This is a genomic window from Bacillus sp. HNG (assembly GCF_003400205.1).
Classification (GTDB): domain Bacteria; phylum Bacillota; class Bacilli; order Bacillales; family Bacillaceae_L; genus Ferdinandcohnia.
In genome coordinates, this window is sequence record NZ_QUQV01000013.1 from 15,369 (window position 1) to 32,367 (window position 16,999).

Sequence of the window (16,999 nt, forward strand, 5' to 3'; positions counted from 1 at the left end):
TATGCATGAATATAGATAAAGTGTTAGATGCAAAAGGGCTAGCTTGCCCAATGCCTATTGTAAAAACAAAAAAAGCTATTGACGCTCTTGAGTCAGGACAAATCTTAGAAGTTCTTGCAACTGACAAAGGAGCAAAAAATGATTTAACAGCATGGGCTGCATCTACTGGACATGAACTAGTTGAATCAAAAGAAGAAAATGGAGTTCTTTACTTTTATATTAAAAAAGGCTAAACCTTTGGAGAAAACGGGGAGGAAAAAGAATGACAGAAAGTAAAAAAACAACGATAGTTTTATTTAGCGGTGATTATGACAAGGTAATGGCTGCCTATATTATTGCAAATGGTGCAGCAGCATATGATCATGAAGTGACGATTTTTCATACTTTTTGGGGATTAAATGCCTTACGTAAAGATGAAGAAATTAAAGCGGAAAAAAGCTTCATTGAAAAAATGTTTGGCAAGATGATGCCAAGGGGTGCTAATAAATTAGGACTTTCAAAAATGAATATGGCAGGTATGGGCCCGAAGATGATTAAAGATGTGATTAAAAAACACAATGCTTTGCCATTGCCACAACTTATTGAAATAGCACAAGAGCAAGATATAAAGCTTGTTGCATGTACAATGACAATGGATTTACTGGGACTTAAACAAGAAGAACTTTTAGATAATGTTGAATTAGCAGGAGTTGCAGCTTATTTGGGCGATGCAGAAAATGGAAATGTGAACCTGTTTATCTAAAAGTATACGGGTAATCCCATTCAAAACAGGAGGATTAAAACATGGAATATATCAATTACATTGTATTTGCACTCATTGTAATTTTTATCGTACAACGTTTTGTTCCTACAAAAGGAATTAAAAACATTACAACAGTTGAATTGAAAAATGAATTAAAGGACAAAAACAAGCAATTTATCGATGTTCGTACTCCTGGTGAGTTCAAGGGCTACCATATAAAGGGTTTTAAAAACATGCCACTTCATCAGCTCGCACAAAAAGCGAATGAACTTTCAAAGGATAAAGAAGTAGTTGTAATTTGCCAAAGTGGTATGAGAAGTCAAAAAGCTAGCAAGCAATTAAAGAAATTAGGGTTTAAGCATATAACAAATGTTAAAGGCGGCGTAAGCTCCTGGAGATAAGGAATGCAATCACAAATATAAATAGGAGGAATTGAAAATGAAACAACTAACAGCTAAAGAAGTTGAAACATTACTAAACGAAGGTAAAACATTAAATATAATCGACGTTCGTGAAGTGGATGAAGTTGCAGCAGGAAAAATTCCTGGGGCTGTGAATATTCCACTAGGGTTAATCGAATTCCGTATGCATGAACTTGATAAGTCTAAAGAATATGTGATGGTTTGCCGTTCTGGTGGTAGAAGTGGAAATGCATCACAATTTCTTGAAGGACAGGGCTTTAAAGTAATTAACATGGTAGGCGGCATGCTTGCATGGGAAGGCGAAGTAGAATAATTTTTTTGATAAATTTTATACCCACACAGGTATAAAAGTGTGTATATATCCTGGGTTTTCCCAGGAATATACACCTTCATTCAATAGTGTATAACACGATAAATAAAAGTTCTTGGGAGGTTCGAAAATGGAATCATTAAAAACAAATTTTGTGTTGGATGCTAAGGGCTTAGCTTGTCCTATGCCAATCGTTAAAACTAAGAAAGCAATTACGAATCTAGAAGGCGGACAGGTTATAGAGGTTCAAGCTACTGATAAAGGATCGAAAGCAGATCTAAAAGCATGGGCTGAGAGCACTGGTCATCAATATCTTGGAACGATAGAAGAAGGCGATGTATTAAAACATTATATTCGTAAAGCTAACAGTGAAGAAGCTGTAGAAAAGAAACACCCAAATGTAGCATCAAACGAAGAATTAGAAGCTACTATTTCTTCTGGTAAAGATATTCTTGTTCTTGATGTTCGTGAAGCTGCTGAATATGCATTTAATCATATCCCAGGAGCTGTCTCCATTCCGTTAGGAGAAATAGAGGAAAGAATGAATGAACTAAATGAAGAAAAAGAAATTTATGTCGTTTGTCGCACGGGTAGCCGAAGTGATTTAGCATCTCAAAAGCTTACAGAAAAAGGCTTTAAAAATATAATTAATGTTCTTCCTGGAATGAGTAAATGGACTGGTAACACAACAAGTATTAAAAACTAATTTTTTTTCCGATTAAATATACCGTAGGGGGTAAGGCAGAAATGACTGTTAATGTAATGACTGCAAAAGATGTTACAAAAAAAGTATTTGATAAAGAACCATTATTTATCTTAGACGTACGTAACCAGAGTGATTTTAACGATTGGAAAATTGAAGGTGAAAACTTCGACTATTTAAACATTCCTTACTTTGAACTACTAGACGGAGTTGAGGAAATCCTTGAAAAGCTACCGAAGGATAAGGATATCTTAGGAGTTTGTGCAAAAGAAGGATCATCTGTCATGGTAGCAGATATGCTATCAGAAGCTGGGCTAACTGTTTCATACCTAAAAGGTGGTATGAAGGCTTGGAGTGAGCATTTAGAGCCGGTTAAAGTGGGCGACTTAAAAGATGGTGGGGAAATCTATCAATTTGTTCGTATTGGAAAAGGCTGTCTATCATACATGGTGGTTTCTAATGGCGAAGCAGCCATTATTGATGCAACTCGTATGACGGATATTTTCCTTGAATTTGCTTCGAACAAGGGGGCAAAAATTACACATGTATTTGATACTCACTTACACGCTGACCATATTTCTGGCGGAAGAAAAATTGCTCAACGCACGAATGCAACTTATTGGTTACCACCTAAAGATGCAACTGAAGTTACGTTTGAATACGCAGCTTTAGAAGGCGGGCAAGATGTGACAATTGGAAATACAACTATTAATATTCATGCATTGTATTCTCCAGGTCACACAATTGGTTCTACTTCTTTCGTTATTGATGAAAAATATTTACTATCTGGTGATATTCTATTTATCGATTCAATCGGTAGACCAGACCTTGCTGGTTTAGCACAGGATTGGGTAGGAGATTTAAGAGAAACTCTTTATAACCGATACAGAGAATTATCTGATGACCTAGTTGTATTACCAGCTCACTTCATGATCATCGACGAATTAAATGAAGATGGAAGTGTATCTGAAAAACTAGGAACACTGTTTGCGAAAAACCATGGTCTAAATATTGCGGACGAAGCAGAATTTAGAAAAATGGTAACAGAAAACCTACCACCACAACCAAATGCATATCAAGAGATCCGTGAAACAAATATGGGGAAAATCTCTCCTGATGAAGAAAAACAACGAGAAATGGAAATCGGACCAAACCGCTGTGCGGTTCGCTAATTACAAATTGATTGATAGGAGGAGTTAAACAATGGATGCAGCTAAGGTATTAGATGCAACAGGACTCGCATGCCCAATGCCAATTGTACAAACGAAAAAAGCAATGAATGAAATTGAATCAGGCCAAGTCCTTGAAGTACATGCAACTGACAAAGGTGCAATCAATGATCTTTCTGCTTGGGCTAAGTCTGGTGGTCATGAACTACTAAACCACGAAGCAGAAAATGAAGTATTAAAGTTTTGGATTAAAAAGGCGTAATCAACCATAAAGGGAACCGTATAGGGTTCCCTTTTCTTAAGAGGAGGCAACATGAAATGGATTTTGCATTTATCATTACAATCTTTTTAATTGGTTTTATTGGATCATATATTTCAGGTATGTTAGGAATCGGTGGATCTATCATTAAATATCCAATGCTATTATATATTCCACCATTATTTGGTTTAGCAGCTTTTAGTGCCCATGAGGTATCAGGGATTAGTGCTGTTCAAGTGTTTTTTGCAACCATCGGTGGTGTATGGGCTTATCGTAAGGGTGGCTATTTAAATAAATCGCTTATTCTCTATATGGGGATTAGTATTTTAGTAGGTAGTTTTGTTGGTGGATTTGGATCTAAATTTATGTCAGAGAGTGGTATTAATGTTGTCTATGGAGTGTTAGCGTTAATTGCAGCAATCATGATGTTCATTCCGAAAAAGAATGTAGATGATGTTCCATTTGACCAAGTAACGTTTAATAAATGGCTAGCTGCAATACTTGCCTTTATCGTAGGCCTCGGTGCTGGAATTGTTGGAGCAGCGGGTGCATTTTTACTAGTGCCAATAATGCTCGTTGTCTTAAAAATTCCAACAAGAATGACAATCGCATCTTCACTTGCGATTACCTTTATTTCATCAATTGGTTCGACTGTTGGTAAAATCACAACAGGGCAAATCGAATATGTCCCAGCCGTAATCATGATCGTGGCAAGCTTAATAGCATCCCCTCTAGGTGCAAATGCAGGGAAGAAGATGAACACAAAGGTTTTACAGATTATCCTAGCAATCTTAATCGCTGCAACGGCAGTGAAGATTTGGATGGATATTCTTTAAAATAAGTTTAAATGAAAAACACAATGTACGAATGACGCCTTTAATATTCAAATCGTCATAGGCGGGTTTTTTTGAGAAAAAGTAATTAATTGACAACATACCCATGTGGGTATAAACTATATATACAGTGTTTCCTTAATTTATTGCGTTAAGGGGGTTGCTATGCTATTGATTTTGTTTTTTCTTTTGATACTATTTATAGTATGGGAATTATATAAAAGGTATTTCCCTGTAGTTGGTGTACGCTACAATGATGAGATAAAAGTTAATCTGACGGATATTGAGATCATAGATGTAAGAGACTACAATATATCATACAAAGATGTAATCGAGAAATCTATTAATATTCCTGTTGCTTATTTGGAAAGGTATTGTTATGAGATACCTGATAAAAAGGTTCATATCGTGGCTTCGACAAGACTTGAGAAAAACGTCGCTATCCGTATTTTAAGACGTAAAGGATTTCGAGTGACAGGTTATACAATGAGTAACTCTCGTAAACTTCTCGGGAATTTGGCGGTAAAATAGGAGAAACCATAACCCTATGATGAAAGGGGGCAATTTACATGGAATACGATGAGAAGGTAAAGAACCGCGTAAAACGGATCGAAGGTCAATTACGTGGAATATTACGAATGATGGAAGAAAACAAAGATTGTAAAGATGTTATTACTCAACTTTCTGCAGCCCGTACAGCTATTGATCGAACAATTGGAGTAGTGGTAAGCTCCAACCTTGTTGAATGTGTACGTAACGCTGATGAAAAAGGGGAAAGCACAGAGGAACTTGTAAAAGAAGCAGTTGAATTACTTGTGAAAAGTAGATAAAGGCCTATAAAGGTCTTTTTATTAATAAGAAAATATATATATTGAATTCAAACTGGGCGTTATAGACAACTTTTAATGAAAAACTTGTCTATAACGCCTTTTCTTTTAGAAAAAGGTTGGAATGGAATTTGTGGCAGTTTCCTACATATAAAGAGAGAAAGTATCGCTTTTTTCTTAAAACAAATCATTTTGCTAAGGAGTTTGAATATGACGAATTTAGAAGAAATAAAAACAGAAATTCAATATTTTGTAAATGAAAATACAAAAAAAACAAACTCAGAGAAAGCATCTGCAGTATTTTTGAATAGGGAAGTAGTGGAAAAGGTAAGAAATTTTCATAAAAGCTTTCCAGAATATAAAGTAACTCCCCTTCATAGCTTGGATACTTTATCTAAACAATTTGGGGTTCGTCATATTTGGGTTAAAGATGAATCCTACCGATTTGGACTTAATGCTTTTAAAGTATTAGGTGGATCCTATGCTGTTGGTAAATTTCTAGCAAAAAGATTAAACGCTGATATTTCAGAACTATCTTTTGAAAAATTAAGAAGTGAAGAAATAAAAGAGAAATTGGGGGATATTACTTTTGTAACTGCAACTGATGGAAATCATGGTAGGGGGATTGCATGGGCTGCAAATCAGCTTGGACAAAAATCAGTTGTTTATCTGCCAAAGGGTTCTTCAGAAATAAGATTAAACAATATTAGAAAAGAAGGGGCCGAAGCTTCTATCACAGATTTAAATTATGATGATACGGTTAGGTTGGCAAGTCAGAGGGCTAAAGAAAATGGCTGGATTTTGGTACAGGATACGGCTTGGGATGGATATGAAGAGATTCCTGCTTGGATCATGCAGGGTTATTTCACAATCATAGATGAAGTGCTAGAGCAGACTACTGAAACAGTTAAAGATCGACCAACACATGTATTTTTGCAAGCGGGAGTTGGTTCTTTTGCGGGGAGTGTGCTCGGATATTTAGTAGAGAAATTTGGAGATGAACGTCCTATTACAGTAATAGTTGAACCAGATAAAGCTGATTGTCTATATCAATCTATGAAAATTGGGGATGGGAATCCTCATGCCGTGACGGGAAGTTTAAATACGATTATGGCAGGTTTAGCATGTGGGGAACCAAGTAAAACGTCTTGGGGGATTTTAAAAGATTATGCCGGGGTTTTTGTTTCTTGCCCAGAATACGTAGCCTCACGAGGTATGCGAATTCTTGCAAACCCACTAGGCTGTGACCCCCAGATTGTCTCAGGTGAATCTGGTGCAGCAGTAGGTATAGGATTAGTTAGTCTAATAGCAGAAAATAGAATGCTAAATGATATGAAAAATACACTGAAACTGAATCAAGATTCGAAAATTCTTATTATCAACACTGAAGGTGACACTGATCCAGTGCATTATCGAAAAGTTGTTTGGGATGGGGCCTATCCATTCTTATAATGATTTTTGGAACAAAGAGTACGTCAGTCAAGATAGGAATAGGGTAAATGCCTTGGAGAATAAAACTCAGTCCTTTTAAATTTTCGCTTAAAATGTATGTAAACACAAAGAGCCCCTTAAGAGATTCTTAAGGGGCCAAATAAATACATTAAAATTGCTTATATTTTTCTTTTGCTATATTCAGGAATGTGAGAGCGGGAGTAGATAAGGATTCCCCTTTTTTATAACTGACCACTACATGATTCTTATAAATTGGGTTTCCTAGAGTGTAGAAAATGGAATCCGTAATTATATTATCCCGGGTAACCACACTTTCTGGAATAATGGTTAAGCCAACGCCTCTATTTGCTAAGCGGAATGCACTTTCGATATTTTGCGTTTCGATTACTATATTTGGATTAATGGAGTATTCTTTGAATATTTCATCTGTTAGTCTTCTTAAACCCAGTCCTTTTTTTAGTAAAATGAATTTTTCTCCGTCCAGAAGATGGGGATTAAATGGAATGTGGGCCACCGGTTTTTTATCAGGATGATAATGCTTATGGGTAGGAGGAATCACAAGAAATAGTTTTTCTTCATAAAGGATTTCATAGACAATTTCTTGATTAAATATAGGAAGCATGTTTAAACATATATCAATCTTCCCCTCTAAAAGCAAAGATTCCATATTATTCGCAGATTCCTCAACCAGTTCAATTTCAATCCCAGGATAATTTAGAATAAAATCAGGCAAAATATTGTAGAGGGTATGAGAGCCTAATATTGGGTTTATGCCAAGCTTTAGCTTCCCTTTTTCCATGTTAGAGATAGACTCAATTTCGTGGTGTAATTTTATATAGGTCTGCTCTATTTCATTCATATAGGATAGATATCGTTCCCCAGCATATGTTAACGTCAAAGGATTTACTTTCCTGTTTACTAACTCAATTCCAAGTTCATCCTCCAAATTCTTAATGTATTTGCTAAGGTATGGCTGTGATAAATATAAAGCCTTTGCAGCGTGTGAGAAGTTTCCGTATTCAGCAATTGACTTTAAATACTTTCCAGAAAGGTCTTTCATCTTTCTCAAGTCTCCTTATATAACCTAATTGTCATATTTACTATTTCTAATAGAATAGTGATATGTTATTTAGCTTCAAAATATTATTATAACAAAATGAGCAATTTATAACCTGTCGGGTATACAATCCATAACCTTATTAGTATTTCTAAATGTGAATAATTTGTGACATACTATAGTGGAATAGTTAAAGAAAAGAATATTGGGGGGAACAGAGATTATAAGGCCAATGAAATCATCCCTAATATTTATCTATAAAAAATAGTAATATTAGGAACCGATCTATAAATGTGGTCATTTAATTTAGTTTACTTTTTTAACTAATTATCTTGAATTTAAGATTTATGATTTCAAGATAATGTTTTAGGGTTGAGAGACACCTACCATGTAAGAAAAATAAGGGGAAGATAATTATGGAGATCATTCAAGTTATAGGTATAGTTATTGCCATTATGCTAATCATTTATGGAGCAATGAAAGGCTTTAGTATTCTAATTGTTGCTCCGATTGCTTCCATTATAGTGATAGTAACCAACCAAATGGAGCTTTTTTCATCCTTAATAGGCAAAGAGAGCTCTTACATGACAGGACTTACTGGATTTATCATTAATTTTTTTGCTGTATTTCTGTTAGGAGCGATTTTAGCGCAGTATATCGATAAGAGTGGGGCTGCTCAATCGATTGCGCAAAAGATTTTAGAAAAAACAGGAACAGAAAAACCGTTTCCCGTATTAGTGGCACTATTAATGATTACAGCCATTTTAACGTATGGAGGAGTAAGTTTATTTGTCGTTATATTTGTACTTATTCCGCTTGCAAAACCATTATTTAAGCAATTAAATATTGCGTGGAACTTAGTAACCATTCCTATACAGGTCGGTTTAGGTACATTTACGATGACGATGTTACCTGCTACACCATCTATTCAAAATGTTGTTCCGACGGCATATCTTGGTACAACCCTTACGGCGGCACCGATGTTAGGGATTATTGGTGCGGTTGTAGCGATTGCATTTGGTCTATGGTATATGAGATTCACGCTAAATAAAAGTTTGGCAAATGGAGAAACATTTGCTGATTTTAATGTGAAAGATTCAAATGAAGAACTAAAGAAGGAGATCCCTTCCTTTATTGTAAGTATCATTCCGATTGTGCTATTGATTGCGGTAATTATCGTCGGTAGTGCTTTAAAAGTACCAAATATAATTGTCATCGGATTAGCAACTGCTGTTATTGTCTCAGCTATTTTATTTAAAAAATATATTCCAAGTCAAAAAACAGTGATTAATGAAGGCGCAAGTGGTTCTATTATGCCTGTATTCTTCACATCATCAGCCGTAGCTTTTGGTGTGGTTATCACAATTGCACCTGGATTTAAGTATATATCTGACTTTATTTTAAACATTCCAGGTAATCCGCTTATCAGCTTATCTGTTGCTTCTGCCCTTTTTGGCGGAATTACTGGGTCTGCTTCAGGGGCACTAGGCATCGTTATGGAAGCTTTCGGCCAAAGTTACCTTGCGATGGGGCTTAGTCCTGATGTCATCCATAGGGTATCAGCAGTTGCATCATCAGTCATTACACTAATGCCACATAATGGTGCAGTATTAACCTTCTTAGCTTTAACAGGACTTACTCATCAAAATGGCTTTAAGTATCAATTTATCGCAGTAACGGGTGCTAATTTACTGGCTTTAATCGCGGTTATAATCGCAGCTATTATTATCTATTGATATTTGATATTTGAAAAACTTCCATATAAGGAGGTGAATCAATAGAGAAATGTTAACAAAAACTAAATTAGCTACTCATACATTTTTACTACATTATTTCTTTTAAAAACTTTTATATATTTGGGGGAATTAAAAATGACAACTCAAAAAGAACGTACAGTAATCGTAACAGGTGCAGCTCAAGGAATCGGCTATGCTATCGCAGAGGAATTTGTAAAAAACGGTGACTTTGTTGCCATCTTTGATTTAAATGAAGAAGCAGCAAATGGTGCGGCTGAAAAATTAGGAAATGCAAAAGGATACAAAGCAAACGTAGCAAATCAAGAAAGTGTGAAAACTGCAGTTGAACAGGTTATTGCAGACCGTGGAACAGTAGATGTATTAGTAAACAACGCAGGCCTTCAGTTTATTTCACCTACTGATGAATTCCCAGAAGAAAAATGGGATCTAGTGGTAGATGTTATTTTAAAAGGGACATTTTTAGCAACGAAACATGTACTTCCTGCAATGAAGAAGCAAAAATATGGTCGTATCATTACAATTTCTTCAGGACACGGTAGAAGACCTGATAAATATAAATCTGCATATGTTGCAGCAAAATATGGACAAATTGGGTTTACAAATGTAGTTGCAATGGAAAATGCTGAATACGGTATTACAGCTAATTCAATTTTACCTGGACCAACTCGTACAAACTTAATTGAAAAACAATTACCGGTACTTGCAGAAAAAGATGGAACTACAGTAGAAGAAGCATTGAAAACACATATTCTTGGTAGCCAATGGTTAGGACGTTTACTTGAACCTTCAGAAATTGCAGCTACAGCTCTTTTCTTAGCTTCTGATGGTGCATCCGCGATTACTGGCGAAGCACTTGGTGTTACAGGCGGGGAATAATCGGATACGTATATAACGATATATATATTAAAGGTCTGGTGAGATTTCATCAGACCTTTTTAATAACCCTGATATTATCTTGTGCTGTTTGGAGAATATTTAATTGTTTTGTCATTTAGAAAAAATATCTTGAATTCGAGACATTTTTATTGAGTTGTTATCAATTGAGTGGTAAAGTGATAATAACGAAAGGGAGTGACACAACGCTATGCAAAAAAATACGCGTGGTTCACTAATCTGGTTGAGGCTGACTAGATTTACACACCAAAGTAATTTGTTATCAAATGATTTTTTAAAGAAGTTTGATTTAACGACTGCTCAATTTGATGTATTAATGCAAATTTCGACATACGAGCCATTAACTCAAAGTGAGCTGGCCGAGAAAGTTACGGTGACACAGGGCGGTATTTCGCGCATGCTGACTCGCCTTGAAAAAGAAGGGCTCATTGAACGAAAGCAAGATTGGAAGACGAAAACAATTTTGTTAACTAAAAAGGGCCGTGAAAAACTAGATCATGCGTTTGAAGCCCAGCTTGAATTTCAGTCCTCATTCTTTGATGAATGTTTATCTAAGGAAGAACAAAAAATTTTGTATACGCTCATGTCACGTGTACAAAAAAATAGCGAAAAAAAGAAAATGCAGACCAGATAATTTTTTTGCCATATCACTTGACTAGTAAAATGATAAAAGGAGAGAGTACCTATGTATACAATTCCAGGGCATCATCATATTTCAATGATTACAAAGGATGCAAAACAAAATAACCATTTTTATCGTGAGGTTCTCGGACTACGACGTGTGAAAATGACAGTAAATCAGGATGATCCATCGATGTATCACTTATTTTATGGAGATAAAACTGGAAGTCCTGGTACAGAGCTATCATTTTTTGAAATTCCTCCAGTGGGGAGGACGCATCGAGGCACAAATGCCATCACTCGAATTGGTTTGCTTGTGCCAACCCAAAGTAGCTTAACCTTTTGGAAAAAGCGTTTTGAAGAATATGGTGTACAACACAGTGAAATCACAACATATGCAAACAAGGCAGCCTTGCATTTTGAAGATGAAGAAGGTTTGCGTATGGTGTTACTAGTATCAAACGGTGAAAAAGTTGAACACTGGGATACATGGGAAAAGTCAAATGTGCCAGAAGAACACCAAATTCAGGGAATGGGTTCAGTGGAGATGACTGTTCGCAGACTTGATAAATTAGCAAGAACCCTTACAGAGATGTTTGGTTATGTAAAAATTTCACGAACAGAAGATGAAGCCATTTTCCAATCCATCCAAGGCGAAGTTTTTGGAGAAATCGTTGTGAAATTTTTAGATGGACCTACTGAACGACCTGGACGCGGAAGTATTCATCATTTAGCAATTCGTGTTAAAGATGAAACGGAGCTTGCCTACTGGGATGAACAGGTTCGAGCACGTGGCTTCCATACATCTGGCATTGTGGATCGCTTCTACTTTAAGAGCTTATATTTCCGCGAATCCAATGGTATCTTATTTGAAATTGCTACAGACGGACCAGGTTTCACAATTGATGGTGATATTGAAACGCTAGGTGAAACATTAGATCTTCCACCATTTTTAGAAAATCGACGTGTTGAAATCGAAGAAAATTTAAAACCAATTGAGGAGGATTAACTATGGAAAAATACCGCATCGATCCAACAAAAGGCATTGAATTTGGACTATATTCTTTGGGGGATCACATACCTAACCCCCTAACAGGTGAGCGAATTTCTGCACAACAACGAATCAATGAACTTATAGAGGCAAGTAAATTAGCAGAACAAGCAGGTATTGACGTATTTGGCGTTGGCGAAAGTCACCAAACGTATTTCACCACACAAGCGCATACCGTTGTTTTAGGTGCCATTGCCCAAGCGACAAAAAAGATAAAAATTGCAAGCTCAGCAACTGTACTAAGTGTTTCTGACCCTGTGCGTGTGTACGAGGATTTCGCCACAATTGATTTAATTTCAGATGGTCGTGCAGAAATCGTTGCTGGTCGCGGGTCTCGTGTAGGTGCCTATCACCTGCTTGGCGTTGATTTACAGGATTATGAGGAAATCTTTGAAGAGAAATTAGAACTGCTGAAAAAAATTAATGAAGATCAGCGAATTAATTGGCAAGGTGAATACCGTCCACCACTACAAAATGCAGAAATTCTGCCGCAACCAAAAAATGGCTCGCTTCCAATTTGGCGTGCTGTAGGTGGTCCACCTGCAAGTGCCATTAAAGCAGGTTACATGGGTATCCCGATGATGCTGACGACATTAGGTGGCCCAGCTATCAACTTTAAGCCTTCTGTTGATGCATATCGTGAAGCAGCTGAACGCAGTGGCTATGATCCAAAGACTTTACCTATTGCAACAACAAGCTTATTTTATGTAGCAGATACAACACAAGAAGCGTTACAAGGAATGTACCCACATATTAATGGGGGATTCCAAGCGATTCGTGGTAGTGGCTATCCAAAGCAACAATTTGCTCAAGCACCAGATACTCGTGATGCATTAATGGTTGGTAGTACACAGCAGATTATCGAAAAAATGCTTTACCAATATGAGCTTTACGGTATGCAACGTTTTATGGCGCAAATTGACTTTGGTGGGGTACCTTACGAAAACATCATGAAAAATATTGAAATCATTGGGAACGACATCATTCCTACGATCAAAAAATATACAGCAAAATAAAAAGGAGAGAGCAACCTATGAAAATCGTAGCACTAGCAGGCTCAATTGTTGGCTCGAAAACAAAAACTGCAATGCTTAAAACTGTGGAAATACTTGAGCAAAAATTCCCGGAACATGAAGTCAAACTTCTTGATTTAGCCGATAATAAATTGGAATTTAGTGATGGCCGTAATTACTTCGAATATGAAGGAGATACAAAATATGTAACAGAGACGGTTATGTCAGCAGATGCCATTATTATTGGGACACCAACCTTCCAAGCCTCCATTCCAGCAACGTTAAAAAACATCTTCGACCTACTGCCCGTTAATGCTTTTCGCGATAAGGTCGTAAGTGTTGTCGTCACAGCTGGTACAGCGAAGCATTATTTAATGGTCGAGCAACAATTAAAGCCAATTTTGGTGTATATGAAAGCTCAAATCGTTCCAACATATGTATTTATCGAAGAAAAAGACTTCTTACGCAAAGAAATCATTAACGATGATATACTTTTCCGCTTAGATCGGTTAGTGGATGACACAGTCCAGACATATCATGCAGTGGATTTGATAAGAAAGGCTAAAGAGGAAGAATACGGTTTTTAACTTTATCAATTTGAGGTGAAACGAGTGGCTGAATTTAGTAGTTTAGTAAAAGCAAGACGATCAGCAAGTAATTTCTTGCCTGATCATCCAATAACAAAAGAAGAGTTAGACGAAATTTTTGGATTAGTAAAGTTTGCTCCAACAGCTTTCAATCTACAACATGCTCACTATGTTGTTATTACAAACCCAGAGGTTAAAGAGAAGATAAGAACGGCGGCATATGGTCAATATAAAGTACATTCATCTTCTGCAGTCATTATTGTAACAGGGGATACTAATGCCTATCGAGACGCTTCAAAAATAAACGAGGGACTCCTGATGTTAGGAATCCTCAACAAACAGGAATATGATCACGAGATTGAAGATATTACTTCATTATATACAAGTAGAGGTGAAGTGTTTCAAAAAGATGAAGCCATTCGGAATGCTTCGCTTTCTGCGATGATGTTTATGCTCGCAGCTAAAGATAAAGGCTGGGATACTTGTCCGATGATTGGGTTTGATCAACAGGCCGTAAAGGAAATATTAAATATTAGTCCTGAACAAGAAGTGGTTATGATGATAACGATTGGAAAAGAAAAGGTGTCTAGCCGAAGACCAAGGGGATATCGTAAACCAGTTGCGGAGCTTGTTAGCTACATTGAATAGGGACTTCAAGGAATTGGGAAAACTCTCACTGTTTAAACGGTGAGAGTTTTTTTAAAAAATAATATCTTGAATTCAAGATATTATTCTTGACTATAAATAATATGAGAGTTATTATTGGTTACATAAAGTAACTTAGGTTACTAATAGTGACTTGTTATAAAAAGATATACAAAGTAAATATTTTTCAGATAGGAGTGAATCATATGGTTGAGGTAACCTTGAACCTTGAATATAAAGGCAAAAAATATCTAACCAACGTCATTGTTAAGAAAGGCACACCTCAAAGTCAAATATTCCGTATCGCGGAAGAGCAAATTAAGAAACAATGGCAAAATTAAAATAAAAGTGGAATCTCCAGATAGGAAAGGAGTAAGTATCCTTTGAATGAGAAAAAAGAAGTTGGAGAAAAAGCTTTAGATTATATAAAAGATGGAATGGTAGTTGGTCTAGGGACTGGAACGACTGTGTTCTATACCCTTACTAAACTTGGAGAACTCGTTCGAAATGGACTTTCGATTAGAGGAATTCCTACATCAAAACAAACTGAAAAACTAGCTAAGGAATTCGGAATCCCACTTATTTCATTTAGTGAGGTTAAACAAATTGATGTTGCTATTGATGGCGCTGATGAGGTAGATCCTGAATTAAATCTCATCAAAGGGGGCGGTGGTGCCCTGTTACGGGAAAAAATCATCGCACATGCAGCTAAGAAGTTTATTGTAGTTGCTGACCCGGATAAAAATGTTGCTAAATTAGGTTCTTTCCCATTACCAGTTGAAGTCTTACCTTTTGGTCTTGAACTGACAAAGAAAAAGATACAAGAACTTGGGCTTATCCCCGATTTAAGACAAGTTCAGGGAGATCCATTTAGAACGGATAATGGTAACTATATTTTTGACTGTCGTTTACCGGATAAGACGGATCTTAAAGAATTGGAAAGAGAGCTTAACCTAATACCTGGCGTTATTGAGAATGGGTTATTTCTCGGAAAGACTGATATCTACATTACTTTAGATCGTGATAAGAATAACTCTATTGTAGTCAGACATAGAAACAATGAGTAAATGATTTACAACAATAGAATGAATCTTACTACCTGATTTACATGTACTAGGAGGACTTAAATTGGAATCGATGACTTTTGTATTATTTGGCTCAACAGGTGATTTAGCAAAAAGAAAGATTTTTCCTGCTCTGTACAACCTGTTTATTGATAATAAATTACCACAACCTATATCAATAATTGGTCTTGGACGAGCTGAACTTTCTCAAAGAGACTTTCAAGACAAAGTGAAAGAATCCATCTTTTCTTTCTCGCGTCGTCTTGAACATGATCCTGATGATCTAGAGGGATTTCTGGATTCATTTCGATATCTGGCACTCGATGTTACCAATAAACAAGGGTATAAACCATTACTCGATCTGGTTAAGCAACGAGAAGCAGAACTGAAAATAAAGGAAAACCGAGTATTTTATCTTTCAGTAGCTCCAGAATTTTTCGACGTTATTGCTTTAAACATCAAAGAGAGCGGGCTTGGTAATACAACTGGCTGGAAACGATTGATGATCGAAAAACCATTCGGGCATGATCTCGGGTCAGCTCGTGAATTAAATGAAAAACTAAGCGGTGCATTTGAGGAAGAAGAAATCTATCGGATTGACCATTACTTAGGAAAATCAATGGTTCAGAACCTTGAAGCTCTTGAATTTGCAAATCCAATCCTACAATCCATTTGGAACAAGGATCACATTGCGAATGTTCAAATCACAGCGAGTGAAACAGTCGGTGTTGAGACAAGAGCAGGCTATTACGATCAAGCTGGAGCAATTCGTGATATGGTTCAAAATCATATGCTACAAATGTTAATGATGACAGCCATGTCCTTACCTAAAAAGATGAATGCATTGGAAATTCGAAATGAAAAACGTAAGGTAATGGAAGCGATTCGTCCATTGAATAAAGAAGATGTTCACCTGAATATCATTCGCGGGCAATATGGGCTAGGGGAGAGTAATGGTAACCAGGTTCTAGGGTATAGAGACGAACCGGGAGTAAATCTTTCTTCCAAAACAGATACATTTATCGCAGCACGTATCTTGATCGATAATCCATTCTGGAAAGGTGTACCTTTTTATATCCGAACTGGGAAAAGAATGAAGGAAAAATCAACTCGTATCGTCATTGAATTTAAAAACACATTGAATTCACATTATGAAAATACGAATCAAGAAATTGGGCCAAATTTATTAATAGTTGAAATCAGTCCCAATGAAAATATCTCTCTTCAGTTAAATAGTAAAAACCCGACTAATAATGGGAATATCGAGCCTGTCCGAATTGAATTTTCAAGTGAAGCTACAGGAAGTGAAATACCGGAAGCATATGAAAGAATCATTCATGATGCTTTCATTGGAGATTCAACATTCTTTGCGCATTGGAAGGAAGTTGAGTTGTCTTGGGAGTGGGTTCAACCAATCCTTGATGCATTTGAAGAAGACCTTGTTCCACTACATGAATACCAGTCAGGTTCAAATGGTCCAATGGCATCCGATTTATTGTTAGAAGAGCATGGATTTAAATGGTGGTTAGATGAAAGAATTGAAAAGCAAGAAGCCAAAGAATTAGTAGAAATGAAATAAAGAAATTCAGGGGG

22 protein-coding genes are annotated in these 16,999 nt (G+C 36.4%); 21 read left to right on the top strand and 1 reads right to left on the bottom strand.

The features are described from left to right. The first annotated feature begins 5 nt into the window (after window positions 1-5). From DZB84_RS19275 to dpaL, 11 genes are all read left to right on the top strand, one after another. The gene (locus DZB84_RS19275) at window positions 6-233 is read left to right on the top strand and encodes a sulfurtransferase TusA family protein (protein WP_116353945.1); all 228 of its coding nucleotides are present in this window, start codon (window positions 6-8) and stop codon (window positions 231-233) included. A gap of 29 nt (window positions 234-262) precedes the next feature. Continuing rightward, on the top strand, window positions 263-742 hold the full coding sequence (locus DZB84_RS19280; RefSeq protein ID WP_116353946.1) for a DsrE/DsrF/DrsH-like family protein: 480 nt from the start codon (window positions 263-265) through the stop codon (window positions 740-742). 41 nt (window positions 743-783) lie between these two features. Next, the gene (locus tag DZB84_RS19285; protein WP_116353947.1) at window positions 784-1,143 is read left to right on the top strand and encodes a rhodanese-like domain-containing protein; all 360 of its coding nucleotides are present in this window, start codon (window positions 784-786) and stop codon (window positions 1,141-1,143) included. A 37-nt stretch (window positions 1,144-1,180) separates the two neighbouring features. Then, on the top strand, window positions 1,181-1,477 hold the full coding sequence (locus tag DZB84_RS19290) for a rhodanese-like domain-containing protein (protein ID WP_116353948.1): 297 nt from the start codon (window positions 1,181-1,183) through the stop codon (window positions 1,475-1,477). A 127-nt stretch (window positions 1,478-1,604) separates the two neighbouring features. Beyond that, window positions 1,605-2,180, top strand: coding sequence for a sulfurtransferase TusA family protein (locus tag DZB84_RS19295; protein ID WP_116353949.1), 576 nt, complete (start codon window positions 1,605-1,607; stop codon window positions 2,178-2,180). Window positions 2,181-2,221: 41 nt separating this feature from the next. Continuing rightward, complete coding sequence (locus tag DZB84_RS19300; protein ID WP_116353950.1) at window positions 2,222-3,349, top strand: MBL fold metallo-hydrolase; 1,128 nt, start codon at window positions 2,222-2,224, stop codon at window positions 3,347-3,349. 31 nt (window positions 3,350-3,380) lie between these two features. Continuing rightward, window positions 3,381-3,608, top strand: a complete 228-nt coding sequence (locus tag DZB84_RS19305; protein WP_116353951.1) for a sulfurtransferase TusA family protein — start codon at window positions 3,381-3,383, stop codon at window positions 3,606-3,608. A gap of 56 nt (window positions 3,609-3,664) precedes the next feature. After that, window positions 3,665-4,441: a sulfite exporter TauE/SafE family protein gene (locus tag DZB84_RS19310; protein WP_116353952.1), complete on the top strand. Its 777-nt coding sequence runs from the start codon at window positions 3,665-3,667 to the stop codon at window positions 4,439-4,441. Window positions 4,442-4,603: 162 nt separating this feature from the next. Continuing rightward, window positions 4,604-4,969, top strand: coding sequence for a rhodanese-like domain-containing protein (locus DZB84_RS19315; protein WP_116353953.1), 366 nt, complete (start codon window positions 4,604-4,606; stop codon window positions 4,967-4,969). A 38-nt stretch (window positions 4,970-5,007) separates the two neighbouring features. Beyond that, on the top strand, window positions 5,008-5,268 hold the full coding sequence (locus tag DZB84_RS19320) for a metal-sensitive transcriptional regulator (RefSeq protein WP_116353954.1): 261 nt from the start codon (window positions 5,008-5,010) through the stop codon (window positions 5,266-5,268). Window positions 5,269-5,475: 207 nt separating this feature from the next. After that, the gene (dpaL, locus tag DZB84_RS19325; RefSeq protein WP_116353955.1) at window positions 5,476-6,717 is read left to right on the top strand and encodes a diaminopropionate ammonia-lyase; all 1,242 of its coding nucleotides are present in this window, start codon (window positions 5,476-5,478) and stop codon (window positions 6,715-6,717) included. A 148-nt stretch (window positions 6,718-6,865) separates the two neighbouring features. Here the strand turns inward: dpaL and DZB84_RS19330 are convergent, their stop codons facing one another. Then, window positions 6,866-7,777 (bottom strand): LysR family transcriptional regulator, encoded by a 912-nt coding sequence (locus tag DZB84_RS19330; protein ID WP_116353956.1) that lies wholly within the window; start codon window positions 7,775-7,777, stop codon window positions 6,866-6,868. A gap of 413 nt (window positions 7,778-8,190) precedes the next feature. Here DZB84_RS19330 and DZB84_RS19335 point away from each other — a divergent pair, with 413 nt between their 5' ends. The 10 genes from DZB84_RS19335 to zwf all read left to right on the top strand — a co-directional run bounded on the left by DZB84_RS19335 (window position 8,191) and on the right by zwf (window position 16,985). Continuing rightward, entirely contained in the window at window positions 8,191-9,510 is a 1,320-nt protein-coding gene (locus tag DZB84_RS19335) for a GntP family permease (RefSeq protein WP_116353957.1), read from the top strand. A gap of 135 nt (window positions 9,511-9,645) precedes the next feature. Then, window positions 9,646-10,407: an SDR family NAD(P)-dependent oxidoreductase gene (locus DZB84_RS19340; protein WP_116353958.1), complete on the top strand. Its 762-nt coding sequence runs from the start codon at window positions 9,646-9,648 to the stop codon at window positions 10,405-10,407. A gap of 208 nt (window positions 10,408-10,615) precedes the next feature. Further along, entirely contained in the window at window positions 10,616-11,059 is a 444-nt protein-coding gene (locus DZB84_RS19345; RefSeq protein ID WP_116353959.1) for a MarR family winged helix-turn-helix transcriptional regulator, read from the top strand. A gap of 51 nt (window positions 11,060-11,110) precedes the next feature. Continuing rightward, window positions 11,111-12,055: a ring-cleaving dioxygenase gene (locus DZB84_RS19350; RefSeq protein WP_116353960.1), complete on the top strand. Its 945-nt coding sequence runs from the start codon at window positions 11,111-11,113 to the stop codon at window positions 12,053-12,055. A gap of 2 nt (window positions 12,056-12,057) precedes the next feature. Continuing rightward, window positions 12,058-13,113: an LLM class flavin-dependent oxidoreductase gene (locus tag DZB84_RS19355; protein WP_116353961.1), complete on the top strand. Its 1,056-nt coding sequence runs from the start codon at window positions 12,058-12,060 to the stop codon at window positions 13,111-13,113. A gap of 17 nt (window positions 13,114-13,130) precedes the next feature. Then, window positions 13,131-13,697: an NADPH-dependent FMN reductase gene (locus DZB84_RS19360; RefSeq protein ID WP_116353962.1), complete on the top strand. Its 567-nt coding sequence runs from the start codon at window positions 13,131-13,133 to the stop codon at window positions 13,695-13,697. A gap of 24 nt (window positions 13,698-13,721) precedes the next feature. Then, entirely contained in the window at window positions 13,722-14,345 is a 624-nt protein-coding gene (locus tag DZB84_RS19365; RefSeq protein WP_116353963.1) for a nitroreductase family protein, read from the top strand. Between the two features lie 203 nt (window positions 14,346-14,548). After that, complete coding sequence (locus DZB84_RS19370; RefSeq protein WP_116353964.1) at window positions 14,549-14,683, top strand: BA3454 family stress response protein; 135 nt, start codon at window positions 14,549-14,551, stop codon at window positions 14,681-14,683. Between the two features lie 42 nt (window positions 14,684-14,725). Next, the gene (gene rpiA / locus DZB84_RS19375) at window positions 14,726-15,409 is read left to right on the top strand and encodes a ribose-5-phosphate isomerase RpiA (protein WP_116353965.1); all 684 of its coding nucleotides are present in this window, start codon (window positions 14,726-14,728) and stop codon (window positions 15,407-15,409) included. Window positions 15,410-15,470: 61 nt separating this feature from the next. After that, window positions 15,471-16,985, top strand: a complete 1,515-nt coding sequence (gene zwf / locus DZB84_RS19380; RefSeq protein WP_116353966.1) for a glucose-6-phosphate dehydrogenase — start codon at window positions 15,471-15,473, stop codon at window positions 16,983-16,985. Window positions 16,986-16,999: the final 14 nt, after the last annotated feature.